Source organism: Serratia proteamaculans (assembly GCF_013337185.1).
Classification (GTDB): domain Bacteria; phylum Pseudomonadota; class Gammaproteobacteria; order Enterobacterales; family Enterobacteriaceae; genus Serratia; species Serratia proteamaculans_D.
In genome coordinates this window covers 64,808-83,246 of sequence record NZ_SWDE01000004.1, presented here as the reverse complement: position 1 = coordinate 83,246, position 18,439 = coordinate 64,808, and the positions used below count along the sequence as shown (strand labels likewise).

Sequence of the window (18,439 nt, the reverse complement as noted above, 5' to 3'; positions counted from 1 at the left end):
TCGAGTATAGCCCATCGCCTCAGCTCAGCAGGTCATATGGCCCGCCCTGCTCCAGCGCCCGCTGGTAGGCCGGACGCGTATGAATGCGCTGCAGATAACCGCGCAGCTTGGGGCAACCGTCCAGTGCGCCACGTGCCGCCATCGCCTCCAGCGGGAAGCTCATCTGGATATCCGCCGCGCTGAATTCATTACCGACAAACCAGGTACTTTTGCTCAGGTGCTGTTCCAGATAATCACAGTGCGGCGCGATCTGTTTGTCCAGATATTCACGCTGCACGCCTTTGCCAATTGCCCCCGCCACCGGCCGCAACAACCAGGGGATCGGCGGTTGTCCCAACCGGCTAAATACCAGCTTCATCACCAACAGCGGCATTAGCGAACCTTCAGCATAATGCAGCCAATATCGGAACTGCTGACGGGCGTGGTAGTCGGTGGGCATAAACTGCCCCTGCGCGTCGTAGGCTTCCTGCAGGTATTCAATAATGGCGCCAGACTCCGCCAGCGTCAGATCGCCGTCGACAATCACCGGCGACTTGCCCAGCGGATGGATTTTCTTTAACTCCGGCGGCGCCAGCATGGTTTGCGGATCGCGCTGATAGCGCTGCACCTGATAGGGCACATCCAACTCTTCCAAAAACCACAGAATGCGCTGCGAACGCGAGTTATTCAGATGGTGAACAATGATCATGAGGGCGCTCCTATCCGTTGCCACACCAGTTCACCGACCTGCACGCCGTTGCCTAGCTGCAGCGGTACCGTACGAAGCTGGAGACGATCGCCGGTGAAATGATAAAAGCGCACCTGCCGGCTACCGATCCAATTGGGGAACGAGCTGCCTTCAACCTGATGCACTATCCGCTGGTCGCTTTCATCCACCTGATAGCGACCAAAATAACAAATCATATTGATAAAGGCGGCGTGGGTTTCCTGGCCGGTGCCCTGCGCCAGATCGTCGGCGGCAAAGCGTGGCCGGGTGGCGCTGTAGAGCTGCGCCGCCATGGTGCCATTGGGTTCGTAGTTAATGCGACCCAGCACCTGCTCGCCCAGCGGGTGATTGACCTTGCCGTCTTCCCCTTTGAAGACAGAAGACACCAATGACCAGCTACCTATAAACGCGTTGACTGACATGCCATTTACTCCTCTAAGGTTGCTGCGTACTCAAAGGGTAGTGGCGATTTTTCCAGCACGCCAGCGTCAACCGTAGGGTTCAAAAATAAGTCAGTTTATTTGATAGAGATTATCAAAACTCTCCGATTTTCTATTCAGTCGCGTCAGCCTATTATCTACCACATCGAGAGGCAACAACCTCTCACCTAAAAAATACCCTGAGGATTGAATCATGAAAAACATCAAAATTTTTGCTACTGCACTGCTGCTGACTACCGCCTCTTTCGCCAGCGTTGCTGCCGACCAGCCAACCAGCCAACCTGCTGCCGACGCGCAGAAAATCGGTGTGGTGTCCGTTAGCGGCGCCTCTAACCTGAGTGCACTGGAAACTGAACTGGCCAACAAAGCCGCAGCATCAGGCGCCAGCTCTTACCGTATCATCTCCGCCGGTGGCCAGAACAAACTGTACGGCACCGCAGAAATCTTCAACTGATCGTCAGACAGTCACTGACGGAAGAAATGAAGCCCCGCAAGGGGCTTTTCTTGTTTCTAGCGTGCATCAAAGCGAGCAGCCAGCTTCTGCAGGCGGAATTGTTCGGTAATAAAATCGACAAATACCCGGGTTTTGGTGGGAAGGAACTTGGTGGTAGGGAAATAGAGATGCACGCTACCGCGATCGACATACCAGCCTGGCAATACCCGTACCAAACGACCGCTCTCCAGATAAGGTAATGCGTTCGGCATGCTGATCAGCGCAATGCCTAATCCCATTTCTGCTGCCCGTGCCGCCGCTTCCGGCTCGTTTACCGTCATTTTTATCTGCATGCTCGGCGCCCGTTGCTCGTTATCCGCATTGCGCAGCGGCAGGTTGCGGACTCGCCCGGTTTGCGGTGAGCGAATAAAAATGCCCGCATGACTCACCAACTGTTCCGGCTGCTGGAGCGACGGGTGCTGTTGCAAATACTGCGGCGAAGCCACCAGCACGCCGTGTGCCGGTGCCAGTTCGCGGGCGATCATCCCCTGCGCCAGCTCGATACCGCCTCCCATTGCCGCATCAAAATGCTCACCAATCAGATCTACCTGACGGTTATCAAAATGCCAGTCTGGAATAATCGCCGGATAACGCGCCAGAAAGTCCGGCAACATCGGCAAGACAAAATGCAGGCCAAAAGCGGTACCCATACTGACTTTTAAGGTTCCCGCAGCAACCCCACCACTGCTACTCAAACTTTTCAATGCGCACTGGATCGACAGCAAACCGCCGCTGACCTCCTGTAAAAAACGTTCGCCCTCTTCGGTCAGCGTTAATTTGCGAGTATTGCGCTGGAATAGCCGTACGCCCACCAGCGTCTCCAGTTTGGTGACGTTCTTTCCCACCGCCGCAGAGCTGATCCCCAATTTGCGACCGGCGGCGGAAAAACTGCCGCTCTCTGCGCTGCTGACAAAACATTCCAGATGGCCGAGCATGATTTTTCTCCGATGATTTCAAACCAGTGGTTTAAGCTGATTATAGCTCTTTGTGGCTAGTTACCGTTCCGCGTTTCTCCGATACTGAACCGGTAGCTTTATTAACCTAATCCCACTCTGGAGAAACATCATGTCCGCAACTCTCTCTCTGCAAGGCAAAGTCGCATTCATTCAGGGCGGTTCACGCGGCATCGGTGCCGCCATCGCCAAACGCCTGGCGCGCGAAGGTGCCGCCGTGGCTTTCACTTACGTCTCTTCCGCCGGTAAAGCCGATGCACTGGTCGGTGAAATCACCGCTGCCGGCGGCAAGGCGCTGGCTATCAAGGCCGACAGTGCCGATGCTGCGGCTCTGCAGCAGGCGGTGCGCCAGGCAGTAAATAGCCTGGGCAATCTGGATATTTTGGTGAACAACGCCGGCGTGCTGGCGATGGGCAGCACCGAAGAACTGCCGCTGGAAGACCTGGACCGCACGCTGGCGGTGAACGTTCGCAGCGTGTTTGTCGCCAGCCAGGAGGCCGCCCGTCATATGAATGACGGCGGTCGCATCATCAATATTGGCAGCACCAACGCCGAACGTATGCCATTTGCCGGCGGTGCAGTCTATGCGATGAGTAAATCTGCTCTGGTCGGCCTGACCAAAGGTATGGCTCGCGATCTCGGCCCACGCGGCATTACCGTTAACAACGTGCAGCCCGGCCCGGTAGATACCGATATGAACCCGGCCGACAGCGATTTCGCCGAACAGTTGAAAGGGATGATGGCGATCAGTCGTTACGGCAAGGATGAGGAGATCGCCAGCTTCGTCGCCTATCTGGTTGGCCCTGAGGCGGGTTATATCACCGGTGCCAGCCTGAGTATCGACGGCGGCTTCTCGGCTTAATTTCAACGATCATGTTTAAGCTATCGACACGTTATTAACACGTGTCGATTTTTTTTTATTTTATCGACACGTTCTATTTACGTGTTTAAAGTGTCGACATATACTAAATTCATGTCGACAAAATTGAGAAAAACAAACATGACATGGCAACCAGAACAACCGTTCAACACAATACCTTTACTCCCCCCATCAGTAGAACTGATTGAATCCATTGTGATTTTTAAGGCGTGCATTCCCGCCAGAGCCGCGCTAGCTGAGCTTAAACAGGCAGGTGAGTTATTGCCAAACCAAAGTTTACTAATCAATTTATTACCTCTATTGGAAGCAAAAGATAGCTCAGAGATAGAGAATATAGTCACGACATCAGACAGGCTGTTTCAATACTCCCAGGAAGACAGCATGGCCGATCCTGCAACTAAAGAGGCCTTACGTTACCGCAGCGCGCTCTATGAGGGATTTGTACATTTAGCCCATAAGCCACTATGTACCAACACGGCAATTGAAATCTGCAGTCGATTAAAAGCCATCAAAATGGATATACGTAAAATACCTGGGACTACATTGAGCAATCAAAGTACCGGAGATGTAATCTATACTCCTCCAGTAGGTGAGAAGAAAATCCGCGATTTATTAAGTAATTGGGAACAATTCCTTCATGCTGAAGATGGATTTGACCCCCTGATAAAAATGGCGGTTGCGCACTATCAGTTTGAGGCTATACACCCTTTCATCGACGGCAATGGACGAACCGGACGCATCCTTAACATCCTGTATTTGATAGAACAGGAACTCCTCACTCTACCTATTCTCTATTTAAGCCGTTATATCGTTCAACATAAGAGCGAGTATTACCGTTCACTGATGCAGGTCACCATTGCTGGAAATTGGAAAGATTGGATTATTTACATGCTGACCGCAGTAGAACAAACAGCTAAATGGACTACTGGGAAAATTGCTGCTGTCAGATCTCTTATTGAACATACCAATGAATACATTAAACACTGCTTACCGAAAATCTACAGTCACGAGCTAGTGCATATCATATTTGAGCAACCCTACTGCCGAATAACAAACTTGGTCGACAGCGGTATAGCCAAGCGACAAACCGCATCTGATTACCTAAAAAAGCTCTGTGATATCGGTGTATTACAGGAAATACAGGCTGGGAAAGAAAAGCTTTTTGTACACCCTAAGCTGACAACACTGATGTCGCATGACAGTAATCAGTTTAATCGCTACCTTTATAATAATTAATAAAAATTCGTTAAAAGCGTTAGATGATTCGCTAACGTTCCCGATAATCCAACCGACCGTCTATTTACGCCAGATAATCCTGGTTTGACTACAATGAAAAGACGCACCATTCGGAGTGTCTTCCATGAACGCCACCTCTTCCCAACGATTGCTCATCGCCTGCCTGATGAGTCTCACAGCCCTGCTGTTTGCCGGTTCAGTTTATGCTGCTCCGGTAAAGGATAAAACGCTGGATCAGGAGGAACCCGAGACGCTCCAGGTCAATATGGACGACATCATGCGCCCCTGGCAGGGGGATTTGCCAGGCATGCTCGACCGACGGGTGATTCGGGTATTGACGACTTACAGCAAGACCTTTTTCTTTATCACCAATGGCACCCAGCGTGGAGCCACCCATGACATATTTATCGAGTTCGAGCGCGACCTTAATCTCAAGTTGATGAAGGATAAAAAGCTCAAACAGCGCCACCTCAAAGTACGCGTCATCTTCGTGCCGGTAGCTCGTGACCAGTTACTCAATGCCCTCAATGAAGGCCGGGGAGACATTGCTGCCTCCAACCTCACCGTGACTCCTGCACGTCAGGAGCAAGTGACGTTCACTACGCCCCTTTATCCGAAAGTTAAGGAACTGCTGATTTCTGGCCCCTCCTCGCCCAAGGTGGAAAACCTGGAACAACTTTCCGGTAAAACGGTCTTCGTGCGCCGCTCATCGAGCTATTACGAAAGCCTTGAAGCCCTGAATAAACGCTTTGCCCAGGAATCACGTCCTCCCGTTATCCTGGAGACCGCGCCCGAAGCGCTCGAGGATGAGGATTTGATCGAGATGCTGAGTGCCGGCCTGATTCCACTTATCGTGGTTGACCGCCATAAAGCGCTATTCTGGAAACAGGTTTTCCCTAAAATTCAGCTGCACGAAAATGTGGTGCTGCGTGACGATGCCGATATCGCCTGGGCGGTGCGCAAGAATAATCCGCAGTTACTCGCTTTGCTCAACGGCTTCGTAGAGAAGAATCGCCAGGGCAGCAAGCTGGGGAACACCATTTTGTTGCGCTACCTGAAAAATGCCAAATATGTCAAAAATGCGGCCTCGGAGAAGGAGCGCGCCAAATTTCTGGCGATGGTGGACGTGTTCAGGAAATATGGCGATCGCTATAACGTGGACTGGCTACTGATGGTGGCTCAGGGCTATCAGGAGTCGCGCCTCAACCAGTCTGTCCGCAGCCCGGTGGGGGCTATCGGTATTATGCAGGTGATGCCGGGCACCGGCAAAGAGCTGAAAGTCGGCGACATCCGCAAACTGGATCCCAATATCAATGCCGGGGTGAAATACATGCGCTGGATGATAGATCGCTATTACGCTGACGAGCCAATGACGCCCCTCGACAAAGTGCTGTTCTCATTCGCCTCTTACAACGCAGGCCCAGCACGCATCGCTCGTTTGCGAGCCGAAACCGAGAAGCGTGGCTTTAACCCCAATATCTGGTTTGGCAATGTGGAATACCTGGCCGCCGAACGGATTGGTGCCGAGACGGTGACCTATGTCAGCAACATCTACAAATATTACGTCGCTTATCGGTTGATCATGGAGCAGCGGACTCGCAAGCAACAGGCGATGGACCAATCCAAAAGTGCGCCAGCAGCAGAGAAGCCGCAAGAAGCGCCAGCCGGGCAGTGAGTTTGGCGTGAAGGTAGCCTCTTTCAGAAACAAAAAAGCCCCTGTATTAACAGAGGCTTGATAGATAATTCATTACTAAATGTTCTTAGGTAAATCCTAGAAAGGAATATCGTCGTCGAAATCCATTGGCGGTTCGTTGCTGCTGGCTGCCGGCGCATTGTTTTGCGCTGGACGAGCCTGCTGGCCACCGCTGAACTGGTTGCCGCCTTGCGGCTGTTGAGGCTGACCCCAACCGCCCTGGCCGCCCTGACCACCGGAAGCCTGGCCACCGCCTGCAGGTGCGCCACCGCCTTGACGGCCGCCCAGCATCTGCATGGTGCCGCCCACGTTCACAACGATCTCAGTGGTGTATTTTTCTACGCCAGCCTGATCGGTCCATTTACGGGTTTGCAGAGCGCCCTCGATATACACCTGGGAACCTTTACGCAGATATTCGCCCGCCACTTCAGCCAGCTTGCCGAACAGCACAACGCGGTGCCACTCGGTCTTTTCTTTCTGCTCGCCAGTCGCCTTGTCACGCCAGCTTTCGGAGGTCGCCAGGGTAATGTTGGCCACTGCGCCGCCATTCGGCATGTAACGGACTTCTGGGTCTTGGCCCAGATTCCCGACCAGAATTACTTTGTTTACGCCTCTGCTGGCCATGAGAACTCTCCTGAAGATTGATTTTTACACAGTATAAACGAGTAAGTTTAACACGCTCAGCCCGAAACGACACCCGTGTTGATAACTGCGTATTGTATTCCAGAATTGTCGTTTCGATCGACCTTGTTGCATTCGTATACTGGATATTCATTCAGGTTTTTTTGTGTCATAATTATGCGTTTCGTACTGGCTGTGCCGGTTTTTTGCGCGTTCGATCACAAAATCGTCCGTAAATCACCCAGACAGGCGCGGTGTATCATCAAGACGGGAAGTGTAAATGGACAATATCGAAGTTCGTGGTGCTCGAACCCATAATCTCAAAAACATCAACCTGATTATCCCGCGTGACAAGCTGATCGTCGTCACCGGTTTGTCCGGTTCAGGCAAGTCCTCGCTGGCCTTTGATACTCTGTATGCCGAAGGGCAGCGTCGCTACGTTGAATCGCTCTCCGCCTATGCACGCCAGTTCCTCTCGCTGATGGAAAAACCGGACGTCGACCACATTGAAGGTCTGTCACCGGCGATCTCCATCGAGCAGAAATCGACCTCACATAACCCGCGATCTACGGTCGGCACCATCACCGAGATCCACGATTACCTGCGCCTGTTGTTTGCCCGCGTCGGCGAACCGCGCTGCCCGGAGCACCATGTCCCGTTGGCGGCGCAAACCGTCAGCCAGATGGTGGACAACGTACTCAACCAGCCGGAAGGCAAACGCCTGATGCTGCTGGCACCGGTGGTAAAAGACCGCAAGGGCGAGCATACCAAAACGCTGGAAAACCTGGCCACCCAGGGCTATATCCGTGCGCGTATCGACGGTGAGGTCTGCGATCTTTCCGATCCGCCAAAGTTGGAGCTGCAGAAAAAACACACCATCGAAGTGGTGGTCGATCGCTTCAAGGTGCGTGACGATATGTCGCAGCGTCTGGCGGAATCGTTCGAGACCGCGCTGGAGCTGTCCGGCGGCACGGCCGTCGTCGCCGACATGGACGACGCGAAAGCCGATGAGTTGCTGTTCTCCGCCAACTTCGCCTGCCCCATCTGCGGCTACAGCATGCGCGAGCTGGAACCGCGGCTGTTCTCGTTCAATAACCCGGCCGGTGCCTGCCCGACCTGCGACGGCCTGGGCGTGCAGCAGTTCTTCGATCCGGAACGTGTGGTACAAAATCCTGAGCTTTCGCTGGCCGGCGGTGCGATCCGCGGCTGGGATCGCCGTAACTTCTATTACTTCCAGATGCTGCGTTCGTTGTCGGAGCATTACGCGTTCGACGTCGAAGCGCCGTTCAACAGCCTGGATGCCAACGTGCAGAAAGCGGTGCTCAGCGGTTCCGGCAAAGAGACCATAGAATTCAAATACATCAATGATCGCGGTGATACCACCGTGCGCCGCCATCCGTTCGAAGGCGTGCTGCACAATATGGAGCGCCGCTATAAAGAGACCGAATCGAGCGCGGTACGCGAGGAGCTGGCCAAGTTTATCAGCAATCGTCCTTGCGCTTCGTGCCACGGCACCCGCCTGCGCGAAGAAGCGCGCAACGTGTTTGTTGAAGACACCACGCTGCCGGAAATCTCCGATCTGAGCATCGGCCACGCCATGACCTTCTTCCAGAATATGAAGCTCAGCGGCCAGCGCGCCCAGATTGCCGAGAAAGTGCTGAAAGAAATTGGCGATCGCCTGAAATTCCTGGTGAACGTCGGCCTGAACTACCTGTCGCTGTCGCGCTCGGCGGAAACCCTGTCCGGCGGTGAAGCACAGCGTATCCGTCTGGCCAGCCAGATCGGCGCCGGTTTGGTGGGCGTGATGTACGTACTGGACGAGCCGTCAATCGGCCTGCATCAGCGTGACAACGAACGCCTGCTGGAAACGCTGATCCACCTGCGCAACCTCGGTAACACGGTGATCGTGGTTGAGCATGACGAAGATGCCATCCGCGCCGCCGATCACGTGATCGACATCGGCCCCGGTGCCGGGGTGCACGGCGGTCAGGTGGTGGCAGAAGGTACCGTCGAAGACATTATGGCTAAGCCGGAATCACTGACCGGCCAGTTCCTCAGCGGCAAACGTGAGATTGCCATCCCTGAGCAGCGTGTACCGGCCGATCCGACCAAGGTGCTGAAACTGAGCGGCGCACGCGGCAACAACCTGAAAGACGTGACGCTGACGCTGCCGGTGGGGCTGTTTACCTGCATTACCGGGGTTTCCGGCTCGGGCAAGTCAACGCTGATCAACGACACGCTGTTCCCAATCGCCCAGCGCCAGCTCAACGGCGCTACCCTGGCTGAACCGGCACCGTTCCGCGAAGTGACTGGCCTGGAGCATTTTGACAAGGTAATCGACATCGATCAAAGCCCGATCGGTCGTACTCCACGCTCCAACCCGGCGACTTACACCGGTATCTTCACCCCGGTGCGTGAACTGTTCGCCGGCGTGCCTGAGTCACGTAGCCGTGGCTACAACCCAGGCCGCTTCAGCTTTAACGTCAAGGGGGGCCGCTGCGAAGCCTGTCAGGGCGACGGCGTGATCAAGGTTGAAATGCACTTCCTGCCGGATATCTACGTACCGTGCGACCAGTGCAAAGGCAAACGCTATAACCGCGAAACGCTGGAAGTGAAGTACAAAGGCAAAAGCATTCACGAAGTGCTGGAAATGACCATCGAAGAGGCACGCGAATTCTTCGACGCGGTGCCTGCATTGGCACGCAAGCTGCAAACCCTGATGGAAGTGGGCCTGTCGTACATCCGTCTCGGCCAGTCGGCCACCACGCTGTCCGGCGGCGAGGCGCAACGCGTCAAGCTGGCGCGTGAACTGTCGAAACGCGGCACCGGCCAAACGCTGTATATCCTGGATGAGCCGACCACCGGTCTGCACTTCGCCGATATCCAGCAACTGTTGGCGGTACTGCATCAGCTGCGCGACCAGGGCAATACCATCGTGGTAATTGAGCACAACCTGGACGTGATTAAAACCGCGGACTGGATCGTCGACCTGGGGCCGGAAGGCGGCAGCGGCGGCGGTGAGATCCTGGTTGCCGGTACGCCGGAAACCGTGGCCAACTGCGAGGCTTCGCATACCGCGCGCTTCCTTAAGCCGTTACTGAAGAAGAAGTAATCCCTGCCCGGCGGGCCGTCCCGGTGACGGCCCGCGCTATTACCTGTTTCGCTCAAATTGAACAGAAACAGGCAAGATTTAGACATTTTCAGGCATTTCCCTCCCCGCTCGCAGCTTTTATCATCAATGTTCCCTCTGTGGCCACCCGCTGTATCCAGGCCGCGCCTCACCGGCATCCTGCTGCCGGAAGTAGTTCCCCACCCTTTGATGACTGGAGTGACCATGAACATTACGCACGCCTATGCCGCGCACGACGCCAAGTCAGCGCTTGTTCCTTTTGATTACACGCCGCGCGCCCTGCGCGACCACGATGTGCAAATCAACGTTCTGTTCTGTGGCGTCTGCCATTCTGATCTGCACCAGGCCCGCAACGAATGGAGCAACACGATTTTTCCGGTGGTGCCCGGCCACGAGATTGTTGGCCGCGTGAGCGCCGTCGGCAGCCATGTTTCACGCTATCAGGTCGGCGATTTGGTCGGCGTGGGGTGTATGGTGGACTCTTGCCGTAGCTGTCCGAGCTGTGATGAAGGGCTGGAGCAATACTGTGAAAACGGCTTTACCGGCACCTATAACGGACAGGATCGGCAAACCGGTGCCATCACCTACGGCGGCTACTCAACCGCGATGACCGTGGACCAGGACTTTGTGCTGCGGGTACCGGAGAACCTCGATCCGGCCGGTGTAGCGCCACTGCTGTGCGCCGGTATCACCACCTATTCCCCGTTGCGCCAATGGGGTGCCGGCCCCGGTAAAAAGGTCGGTATTGTTGGGCTGGGCGGATTAGGACATATGGGCGTCAAATTGGCCCGGGCAATGGGCGCGCATGTGGTGCTGTTCACGACCTCCGAGTCCAAAGTCGAGGACGCCAAACGCCTCGGTGCCCACGAAGTAGTGATTTCCCGCGACCCAGAACAGATGGCGCAGCACACCAACAGCTTCGACTTTATTCTTAACACCGTCGCAGCACAGCACGATCTGAACCCGTTCCTCAATCTGCTGCGCCGCGACGGCACTCTGACGCTGGTCGGTGCCCCGGAACACGATCACCCGTCACCGCAGGTGTTTAATCTGATCATGAAACGCCGCCGCCTCGCCGGTTCGCTGATCGGCGGTATTGCAGAAACTCAGGAGATGCTGGATTTCTGTGGTCAGCACGGTATTACCTCGGATATCGAGCTGATCCCGATGCAGCAAATCAACCAGGCCTATGAACGGATGCTGAAAAGCGACGTGAAATACCGCTTCGTGGTGGATATCAACTCACTGCGAGCTTAAGCACTTCGGGCGCCCACTGTGGCGCCCGATTTTTTCTCACAGTTGTTTAATCACCCGTGCCGGGTTGCCGCCGACCACGCAGTTGGCCGGTACGTCTTTAGTGACCACCGCCCCGGATGCCACCACCACGTTATCCCCCAGAGTCACGCCTGGATTAATCACCGCCCGACCGCCAATCCACACGTTATCGCCAATGCGCACCGGCTTGCCGAACTCCGCGCCGCCGACGCGGGTTTCCGCATCCAGCGGATGAGTGGCGGTGTAGATATGCACCCCTGGCGCCAGCATGCAGTTATCACCGATATGCACTTCACACACGTCGAGGATCACGCAGTCAAAATTGGCGTAAAAGTTTTTACCCAGGTAGATGTTGTAACCGTAATCGCAGCGAAACGTCGGCTCGATGGTTCCGCCCTGATACTGACCCAACAGCTCTGCCAGCCACTGTTTACGCAGGTCAGTCTCATCCGGGGAAGAATGGTTGTAATGGTGTACCAACTGACGTGCATGCTTACGCTCGCTGCGCAGTAGCTCGTCGCCGGCATCATACAACTCGCCGGCAATCATCTTGCGTTTCTGTTCACTCATGGCCATCTCACGGCATCCTTTGGTCTGGCAGTTTATGGTTCAAAAGCCTAGTCGTTCCCGTGGAATAATGAAACGGGAACGTTCCCAGCATCAAATGGCGATCACAATATGACAGGGAAATGGGGAGATGGATGCTCAAAAAGGCAGGCAGTGTGCCTGCCCTCAACGCTTAAGCGCGCAATTCCTGACGCACGTGTTCAGGTAACCCTTCCAGCACCAACTGATAAGAACTGTCGATCAGGGTATAAAACTGCGAGTTCGGCAGGTTGCCGTCAAGAAACACCGTATTCCAGTGCGCTTTGTTCAGCCGCTCACAGGCGACGATCTCGGGATGGTGTTCCCGCAGGCTCTCCGCCAGTTCCGGGCTGGATTTTACCGCCAGCGCCGGCCGCCCCTGCACCTCGCACACCATGGCGAACATCACGTCGCCAACCTTGATCTGACTGGCCTGCCACTGGTTCTGGTCGCTCTGTTCCGCGCCCGGCTTCGCCATGCAGTACTCCAGCAGTGCTGTGTTATTCATTGGGTTATTCCCCCTGTAAAGTGGCCACAACCCGGCGTGAACCGCCGTGGATGCGGTGCTCCCCCAGCCAAATTCCCTGCCATGTGCCCAGCATCAGCCGCCCGTGACCGACAGGCAACGTCAGAGACGTGCCCAGCAGAGAGGATTTGATGTGTGCCGGCATGTCGTCCGGCCCTTCGTAGTCGTGCTGATAGGGTGCGTTCTCTGGCACCTGACGCAGGAAATGCTGTTCCATATCGGCTCGTACCGTAGGATCGCAATTCTCGTTCAGCGTCAGCGAGGCTGAGGTATGTTGCAACAACAGATGCAACAGGCCAGTTTGCAGGCGGTGTAAGTGGGTTAGCTGGTCGGTAATCTCTTCGGTAACCAGATGAAAACCACGCGCTTTTGCGCTGAGGATTAGCGTTTGCTGATGCCACATGAGTGAGCGCCCCTCAATCAGTATATTCTCTATCCAGTTTGCAGCAACTCCGGCGGCAAACCGACAACAAAAAGGGAGCGATATCGCTATCGCTCCCTTGCGAACTTCAAACCCTAACAACATTATTGCACTGCGGCAAACGCCTCGGCCACCTGATGCACGTTGTTATGGTTCAGGCCGGCCATGCAGACACGGCCACTGTGGATCAGGTACACACCGAACTCTTCACGCAGGCGATCGACCTGGGCTGCGCTGAAACCGGTGTAGCTGAACATACCGCGCTGTTCCAGCAGGTAATCGAAGTTACGCTGCGGCAGAGCAACTTTCAGCGCTTCCACCAGCGTTTTGCGCATCTCAAGGATGCGGGTGCGCATGGTTTCGACTTCTGCCAGCCACTGGGCTTTCAGTTGGGTATCGTTCAGCACCTTCGCCACCACCTGCGCACCGAAGTTCGGCGGGCTGGAATAGTTGCGGCGAACCGTAGCCTTCAACTGACCCAATACGCGCCCGGCCGCCTCTTCGCTTTCGCACACTACCGACAGGCCGCCGACGCGTTCGCCGTACAGCGAGAAGATTTTCGAGAACGAATTGCTCACCAGGCATGGCAGACCGGCCGCAGCAATGGTGCGGATGGCATAGGCGTCATCGGCAATCCCGCCGCCAAAGCCCTGATAGGCAATATCCAGGAACGGGATCAGTTCACGTTCGGCAATCACTTTGACCACTTCATCCCACTGAGCATGGGTCAGGTCAGAACCGGTCGGGTTATGACAGCACGGGTGCAGCAACGCGATGCTGTGCTTCGGCAGCTGTTTCAATGCGCTCAGCATGGCGTCAAACTTCACGCCCAGGCTTTCACTGTCGAAGTAGGGGTAGGTATTAACCTTGAAGCCGGCACCGCCAAAGATGGCGATGTGGTTTTCCCAGGTCGGATCGCTGACCCACACCTGCGAATCCGGGAAATAGCTTTTCAGGAAGTCGGCCCCAACCTTCAGCGCGCCGGAACCGCCCACGGTCTGAATGGTGGCGATACGCTCCTGTTGCAACATCGGGTGCTCAGCGCCGAACAGCAGGTGCTGAATGGCAGTACGGTAAGGCAGCAGGCCTTCCATCGGCAGGTACACTGACGCGCCATGATCCACGCTGCTCAGTTGCGCTTCTGCGGCGGCAACCGCCTTCATCTGCGGGATAATGCCCTGCTCGTCATAGTAAAGGCCGATACTCAGGTTAACCTTGTGCGAACGGGGATCTTTTTTGAATTTTTCCATCAGCGACAGGATCGGGTCACCTGCATAGGCATCAACGTTCTGAAACACGGGTTGTTCTCCTGGATTATTAGGGTTCGGGGGCACAGCATCAGGCTCTAATATAGACGGAAAACGGCGTTCGGTTTTAGCTTTATCGCGCAACCGGCAACAAACCGTTTTCCTTGATTCGGTTGAGCACCACCGCCGTTTTGATATGCGCCACGCTTTTATGCCGCGACAGCGTCTGACTGATAAAGTCGTCCAGCGCCGGCAGGTCCGCCACCGCCACTTTCAGCAGATAATCAGCATCGCCGGTAGTTTTATAGGCGTCAAGAATGGCGTCCACTTCTTCCAGCATCTGGTGGAAACTGTCGATCTGCTCCTGAGCATGGTGTGTCAGGCTCACTTCTATCAGCCCCACCAGCCCCAGCCCGACGGCCTCCGGTGCCAGCCGTGCATGGTAGCCGCGGATCAGCTGTGCCTGCTCCAGACTGATGCGCCGCCGGGAACACTGGGAAGCAGACAACCCCACCAGATCGCTCAGTTCCTGATTGGTCAGACGGCCATTGGCCTGTAGCAGCGTCAGGATTTTCATATCAAAATCGTCAATGTTGTACATAGCCACCTGTAAACTGTGTTAATAAATGTTGACGTTACAGCCTATCAGTTTTTTGACTGTGGATACCCTTCCCCCACCGAGGTTGTGAAGCGCGCAGCAGCAATGCCGAACGTTTCCCCTTGCTAATGGCATAAAAAATGGGTAACTCGCGCAAGTCAGCAACAATTAACGGCTAAAGAGCGCATAAAACCACGAATGTATAAAAAGGACGCCGATGAAAAAGTTATTACCTTTCGCACTGCTGGTCGCCGCCGGGAGCGCCAGCGCCCAATCGCACCTGGATAAGGTGATCCAGCAGGGCACACTGGAAGTGTGTACCACCGGCGATTACAAGCCCTATACCTTCCTGAAAGAAGACGGGAGCTATGAAGGCATTGATATCGACATGGCGGAATCGCTGGCCAAAAGCCTGGGCGCCAAAGTGAAATGGGTCAAAACCAGTTGGAAAACCCTGACGCCGGACTTCGTCGCCGGTAAATGCGACATCGCCATGGGCGGTATCTCCGTCACGCTGCAGCGGCAAAGGCAGGTATTTTTCGCCGACATGCTGGATACCGACGGCAAGATCCCATTGGTACGCTGCACTGACGTGAAGAAATATCGCACCATCAATCAGATCAATAAACCGTCGGTGCGTCTGCTGGAGCCGGCGGGCGGCACCAACGAAGCCTTCGTGCATGCCTATCTGCCCAAGGCCAAGCTGACGCTGACCCATGATAACGTGGGCATTTTCCAGCAGTTGGTCGACAAGAAAGCCGATGTCATGATCACCGACGCCTCCGAGGCGCTGTATCAGCAAAAACGTTTTCCGAAACTGTGCGCGGTGAACCCTAAAAAACCGATGCAGTACGGCGAGAAGGCCTACATGCTGCCGCGTGATGATTTAAGCTGGAAATTGTATGTAGATCAGTGGCTGCACCTGTCCAAAGCGACCGGTGAGTATCAGAGCATTATCGATCGGTGGCTGGCGGTAAAGAAATAACGCGTTATTGATTGGGGCCGGCAGGCGCTGGCCCCTCACAGGCTATTCGCCGATGTATTCCATCGACACGCGCTGCGTCAGTTTGGTAATCAGTTCATAAGCGCTGATGCCGGTACAGTCGGCAATGCGTTCGACCGGTAAAGCCTGGCCCCACAGCACCACTTCATCGCCAACCTTATCGGTAGCCTCCGGCCCCAGATCGACCGACATCATGTCCATCGACACCCGGCCCACTATCGGCACTTCACGGCCGTTAAGCCACACCGGTGTCCCGGTAGGTGCACTGCGCGGGTAGCCGTCGCCATAACCCATTGCCACCACGCCCAAACGGGTATCCGCTGCGCTAACCCAGGTGCCGCCGTAGCCCACCGATTCACCGGCTTTGTGTTCACGCACCGCGATCAGGTTGGATTTAAGCGTCATGGCCGGTTGCAGGTCATACTGACAGCCCTGAGAGCCTTCCATCGGTGAAACACCGTACAGGATAATGCCTGGGCGAACCCACTCGTTGTGCGCATCCGGCCACAGCAGAGTGCCCCCGGAGGCGGCGATCGAACGCTGCCCCGGTTTACCGGCGGCAAAGCTTTCAAAACACTGAATTTGCTTGAGCGTAGTGTCCGACTCAGGCTCATCGGCGCGGCTGAAATGGCTCATGATATTGACCGGCTGCACCACGTTACGGCAGGCACTCAGACGCTGATAGAACGCCTCTGCCTGCTCCGGGCGCACACCCAGACGATGCATACCGGTATCGAGCTTCATCCATACCGGTACCGGACGCGCCAACGTGGCCTGCTCCAGCGCTTCAAGCTGTTCGATGCTGTGTACGGCGGTTTCGATGTTATTGGCCACCAACACCGGCAGGTCTTCGGCACAGAAGAAGCCTTCCAGCATCAGGATCGGTTTGACGATACCGCCGGAGCGCAGCATCAGCGCCTCGCCAATACGCGCCACGCCGTAACAGTCGGCGTCTTGCAGAGTATGCGCTGTTTCCAGCAGGCCATGTCCATAAGCGTTTGCTTTCACAACGGCAATCAGGCGACTTTGCGGCGCCTGACGGCGCACCTGTTGCAGATTATGTCGCAGAGCGCGGCGGTCGATTACAGCGGTTGCCGCTTTCATTTCAGTTCCTTAGCTGATTATTCGTCATCATATTGTGGTCCCGCGTAGTTATCGAAACGCGACCACTGGCCGTTAAAGGTCAGGCGTACGGAACCGATTGGGCCGTTACGTTGCTTACCTAAAATAATTTCGGCAATCCCTTTCAGATCGCTGTTCTCGTGATAAACCTCATCACGGTAGATGAACATAATCAGGTCGGCATCCTGCTCGATGGAACCGGACTCACGCAGGTCGGAGTTGACCGGGCGCTTGTCGGCACGCTGCTCCAGGCTTCGGTTCAACTGCGACAGCGCCACCACCGGCACCTGCAGTTCTTTCGCCAACGCCTTGAGCGAGCGGGAAATTTCAGCGATCTCCAGCGTACGGTTGTCAGACAAGGACGGCACGCGCATCAGCTGCAGGTAGTCGATCATGATCAGGCTCAGGCCGTCATGTTCACGGAAAATACGGCGTGCGCGGGAGCGGACTTCAGTTGGCGTCAGGCCGGAGGAGTCATCAATGTACATATTGCGCTTCTCAAGCAGGATACCCATGGTGCTGGAGATTCGTGCCCAGTCCTCGTCATCGAGCTGACCGGTACGAATGCGCGTTTGGTCTACACGCGAAAGCGACGCCAGCATACGCATCATGATCTGGTTGCCTGGCATCTCAAGGCTGAAGATCAGTACCGGTTTTTCTTGCGTCATCGCGGCGTGTTCGCACAGGTTCATGGCGAAGGTGGTTTTACCCATCGAAGGACGGGCGGCGACGATGATCAGATCCGATTTCTGCAAACCGGCGGTTTTCTTATTGAGATCCTGATAGCCGGTATCTACCCCGGTAACGCCATCGTGCGGCTGCTGATACAGCTGTTCTATGCGCGCAACGGTGTCTTCCAGGATACGCTCAATGCCTTTCGGGCCTTCATCTTTGCTGGCACGGTTTTCCGCGATTTGGAACACCCGGGATTCGGCCAGATCGAGCAAGTCTTCACTGCTGCGACCCTGTGGATCGTAACCGGCGTCGGCGATTTCATTGGCCACCGAGATCATCTCACGCACTACCGCACGTTCACGCACGATATCCGCATAAGCTCCGATGTTGGCAGCACTTGGGGTGTTTTTCGATAATTCGGCCAGGTAGGCGAAGCCACCGACGGAATCGAGTTCACCGCGCTGTTCCAGCGATTCGGACAGGGTGATCAGGTCGATCGGTCGGCTCATTTCCAGCAGGCGCTGCATCTCGGTAAAGATCAGGCGATGCGGGCGGCTGAAGAAATCGTTGGAGACTACGCGTTCGGACACGTTGTCCCAACGTTCGTTATCCAGCATCAAACCGCCCAACACGGACTGTTCCGCCTCCAGCGAATGTGGCGGCATCTTCAGCCCTTCCATCTGGCGGTCTCTTGGGCGCTCTTTGGCTTCGTCTGCGTTTGTTCTGTTGGTTGGTTTTTTTCCTGCCATGAAACGTATTCTTTATCCGGTGGCGAATGGAGGATCCTGACGCGAGAGTATACGTGATTTTTAGCTGTGATTCCTGCGCATAACAG

Annotated in this window: 18 protein-coding genes; 7 read left to right on the top strand and 11 right to left on the bottom strand. The window is 55.3% G+C overall.

Features of this window, described 5'->3' with window-relative positions:
* Positions 1-19: 19 nt before the first annotated feature.
* Both FCL49_RS16570 and FCL49_RS16565 read right to left on the bottom strand, forming a co-directional pair.
* Entirely contained in the window at positions 20-688 is a 669-nt protein-coding gene (locus tag FCL49_RS16570; protein ID WP_174354403.1) for a glutathione S-transferase family protein, read from the bottom strand.
* Complete coding sequence (locus tag FCL49_RS16565) at positions 685-1,128, bottom strand: lipocalin-like domain-containing protein (protein ID WP_174354402.1); 444 nt, start codon at positions 1,126-1,128, stop codon at positions 685-687. Before FCL49_RS16565 ends, FCL49_RS16570 begins: the two co-directional genes overlap by 4 nt.
* Positions 1,129-1,339: 211 nt before the next feature.
* On the opposite strand from FCL49_RS16565, the gene bhsA reads away from it, so the two are divergent.
* Positions 1,340-1,600, top strand: coding sequence for a multiple stress resistance protein BhsA (bhsA, locus tag FCL49_RS16560; RefSeq protein WP_012147129.1), 261 nt, complete (start codon positions 1,340-1,342; stop codon positions 1,598-1,600).
* Between the two features lie 56 nt (positions 1,601-1,656).
* On the opposite strand, the gene FCL49_RS16555 is transcribed toward bhsA, so the two are convergent.
* The gene (locus tag FCL49_RS16555) at positions 1,657-2,574 is read right to left on the bottom strand and encodes a LysR family transcriptional regulator (protein WP_174354401.1); all 918 of its coding nucleotides are present in this window, start codon (positions 2,572-2,574) and stop codon (positions 1,657-1,659) included.
* 130 nt (positions 2,575-2,704) lie between these two features.
* On the opposite strand from FCL49_RS16555, the gene FCL49_RS16550 reads away from it, so the two are divergent.
* From FCL49_RS16550 to FCL49_RS16540, 3 genes are all read left to right on the top strand, one after another.
* Complete coding sequence (locus tag FCL49_RS16550; protein ID WP_174354400.1) at positions 2,705-3,454, top strand: 3-oxoacyl-ACP reductase family protein; 750 nt, start codon at positions 2,705-2,707, stop codon at positions 3,452-3,454.
* 138 nt (positions 3,455-3,592) lie between these two features.
* Positions 3,593-4,708: a protein adenylyltransferase Fic gene (gene fic, locus FCL49_RS16545; RefSeq protein ID WP_174354399.1), complete on the top strand. Its 1,116-nt coding sequence runs from the start codon at positions 3,593-3,595 to the stop codon at positions 4,706-4,708.
* Positions 4,709-4,832: 124 nt separating this feature from the next.
* Positions 4,833-6,383: a lytic transglycosylase F gene (locus FCL49_RS16540; protein WP_174354398.1), complete on the top strand. Its 1,551-nt coding sequence runs from the start codon at positions 4,833-4,835 to the stop codon at positions 6,381-6,383.
* 96 nt (positions 6,384-6,479) lie between these two features.
* Here the strand turns inward: FCL49_RS16540 and ssb1 are convergent, their stop codons facing one another.
* Positions 6,480-7,025, bottom strand: coding sequence for a single-stranded DNA-binding protein SSB1 (gene ssb1, locus FCL49_RS16535; protein ID WP_085119715.1), 546 nt, complete (start codon positions 7,023-7,025; stop codon positions 6,480-6,482).
* A 277-nt stretch (positions 7,026-7,302) separates the two neighbouring features.
* Between ssb1 and uvrA the strand changes: the two genes are divergently transcribed.
* Together uvrA and FCL49_RS16525 are read left to right on the top strand one after the other, a co-directional pair.
* Complete coding sequence (gene uvrA, locus FCL49_RS16530) at positions 7,303-10,134, top strand: excinuclease ABC subunit UvrA (protein WP_174354397.1); 2,832 nt, start codon at positions 7,303-7,305, stop codon at positions 10,132-10,134.
* 222 nt (positions 10,135-10,356) lie between these two features.
* Entirely contained in the window at positions 10,357-11,409 is a 1,053-nt protein-coding gene (locus tag FCL49_RS16525) for an NAD(P)-dependent alcohol dehydrogenase (protein ID WP_174354396.1), read from the top strand.
* A gap of 36 nt (positions 11,410-11,445) precedes the next feature.
* Here the strand turns inward: FCL49_RS16525 and maa are convergent, their stop codons facing one another.
* From maa to FCL49_RS16500, 5 genes are all read right to left on the bottom strand, one after another.
* On the bottom strand, positions 11,446-12,003 hold the full coding sequence (maa, locus tag FCL49_RS16520; RefSeq protein WP_012147136.1) for a maltose O-acetyltransferase: 558 nt from the start codon (positions 12,001-12,003) through the stop codon (positions 11,446-11,448).
* Between the two features lie 163 nt (positions 12,004-12,166).
* Positions 12,167-12,520, bottom strand: coding sequence for an MmcQ/YjbR family DNA-binding protein (locus tag FCL49_RS16515; RefSeq protein WP_135318239.1), 354 nt, complete (start codon positions 12,518-12,520; stop codon positions 12,167-12,169).
* Positions 12,521-12,524: 4 nt separating this feature from the next.
* Positions 12,525-12,941: a secondary thiamine-phosphate synthase enzyme YjbQ gene (locus FCL49_RS16510; RefSeq protein WP_017894193.1), complete on the bottom strand. Its 417-nt coding sequence runs from the start codon at positions 12,939-12,941 to the stop codon at positions 12,525-12,527.
* A gap of 122 nt (positions 12,942-13,063) precedes the next feature.
* On the bottom strand, positions 13,064-14,257 hold the full coding sequence (locus tag FCL49_RS16505) for an amino acid aminotransferase (RefSeq protein WP_174354395.1): 1,194 nt from the start codon (positions 14,255-14,257) through the stop codon (positions 13,064-13,066).
* Positions 14,258-14,339: 82 nt separating this feature from the next.
* Positions 14,340-14,807 carry an Lrp/AsnC family transcriptional regulator gene (locus tag FCL49_RS16500; RefSeq protein WP_012147140.1) on the bottom strand — a complete coding sequence of 156 codons (468 nt, stop codon included), beginning with the start codon at positions 14,805-14,807 and terminating at the stop codon, positions 14,340-14,342.
* Positions 14,808-15,021: 214 nt separating this feature from the next.
* Between FCL49_RS16500 and FCL49_RS16495 the strand changes: the two genes are divergently transcribed.
* Positions 15,022-15,789, top strand: coding sequence for a transporter substrate-binding domain-containing protein (locus FCL49_RS16495; RefSeq protein WP_174354394.1), 768 nt, complete (start codon positions 15,022-15,024; stop codon positions 15,787-15,789).
* A 42-nt stretch (positions 15,790-15,831) separates the two neighbouring features.
* Here FCL49_RS16495 and alr read toward each other — a convergent pair whose 3' ends face one another.
* Positions 15,832-16,911: an alanine racemase gene (gene alr / locus FCL49_RS16490; RefSeq protein ID WP_174354393.1), complete on the bottom strand. Its 1,080-nt coding sequence runs from the start codon at positions 16,909-16,911 to the stop codon at positions 15,832-15,834.
* A 17-nt stretch (positions 16,912-16,928) separates the two neighbouring features.
* Positions 16,929-18,353, bottom strand: coding sequence for a replicative DNA helicase (dnaB, locus tag FCL49_RS16485; protein ID WP_012147143.1), 1,425 nt, complete (start codon positions 18,351-18,353; stop codon positions 16,929-16,931).
* Positions 18,354-18,439 lie beyond the last annotated feature (86 nt).

What these genes read in the sequence shown, in the direction of transcription:
- FCL49_RS16525 (WP_174354396.1), top strand. Translation starts at nt 10,357, where the DNA reads ATGAACATTACGCACGCCTATGCCGCGCACGACGCCAAGTCAGCGCTT.
- FCL49_RS16500 (WP_012147140.1), bottom strand. Translation starts at nt 14,807, where the DNA reads ATGTACAACATTGACGATTTTGATATGAAAATCCTGACGCTGCTACAG.
- uvrA (WP_174354397.1), top strand. Translation starts at nt 7,303, where the DNA reads ATGGACAATATCGAAGTTCGTGGTGCTCGAACCCATAATCTCAAAAAC.
- maa (WP_012147136.1), bottom strand. Translation starts at nt 12,003, where the DNA reads ATGGCCATGAGTGAACAGAAACGCAAGATGATTGCCGGCGAGTTGTAT.
- FCL49_RS16515 (WP_135318239.1), bottom strand. Translation starts at nt 12,520, where the DNA reads ATGAATAACACAGCACTGCTGGAGTACTGCATGGCGAAGCCGGGCGCG.
- dnaB (WP_012147143.1), bottom strand. Translation starts at nt 18,353, where the DNA reads ATGGCAGGAAAAAAACCAACCAACAGAACAAACGCAGACGAAGCCAAA.
- FCL49_RS16510 (WP_017894193.1), bottom strand. Translation starts at nt 12,941, where the DNA reads ATGTGGCATCAGCAAACGCTAATCCTCAGCGCAAAAGCGCGTGGTTTT.
- alr (WP_174354393.1), bottom strand. Translation starts at nt 16,911, where the DNA reads ATGAAAGCGGCAACCGCTGTAATCGACCGCCGCGCTCTGCGACATAAT.
- fic (WP_174354399.1), top strand. Translation starts at nt 3,593, where the DNA reads ATGACATGGCAACCAGAACAACCGTTCAACACAATACCTTTACTCCCC.
- FCL49_RS16540 (WP_174354398.1), top strand. Translation starts at nt 4,833, where the DNA reads ATGAACGCCACCTCTTCCCAACGATTGCTCATCGCCTGCCTGATGAGT.
- FCL49_RS16570 (WP_174354403.1), bottom strand. Translation starts at nt 688, where the DNA reads ATGATCATTGTTCACCATCTGAATAACTCGCGTTCGCAGCGCATTCTG.
- bhsA (WP_012147129.1), top strand. Translation starts at nt 1,340, where the DNA reads ATGAAAAACATCAAAATTTTTGCTACTGCACTGCTGCTGACTACCGCC.
- ssb1 (WP_085119715.1), bottom strand. Translation starts at nt 7,025, where the DNA reads ATGGCCAGCAGAGGCGTAAACAAAGTAATTCTGGTCGGGAATCTGGGC.
- FCL49_RS16565 (WP_174354402.1), bottom strand. Translation starts at nt 1,128, where the DNA reads ATGTCAGTCAACGCGTTTATAGGTAGCTGGTCATTGGTGTCTTCTGTC.
- FCL49_RS16550 (WP_174354400.1), top strand. Translation starts at nt 2,705, where the DNA reads ATGTCCGCAACTCTCTCTCTGCAAGGCAAAGTCGCATTCATTCAGGGC.
- FCL49_RS16555 (WP_174354401.1), bottom strand. Translation starts at nt 2,574, where the DNA reads ATGCTCGGCCATCTGGAATGTTTTGTCAGCAGCGCAGAGAGCGGCAGT.
- FCL49_RS16495 (WP_174354394.1), top strand. Translation starts at nt 15,022, where the DNA reads ATGAAAAAGTTATTACCTTTCGCACTGCTGGTCGCCGCCGGGAGCGCC.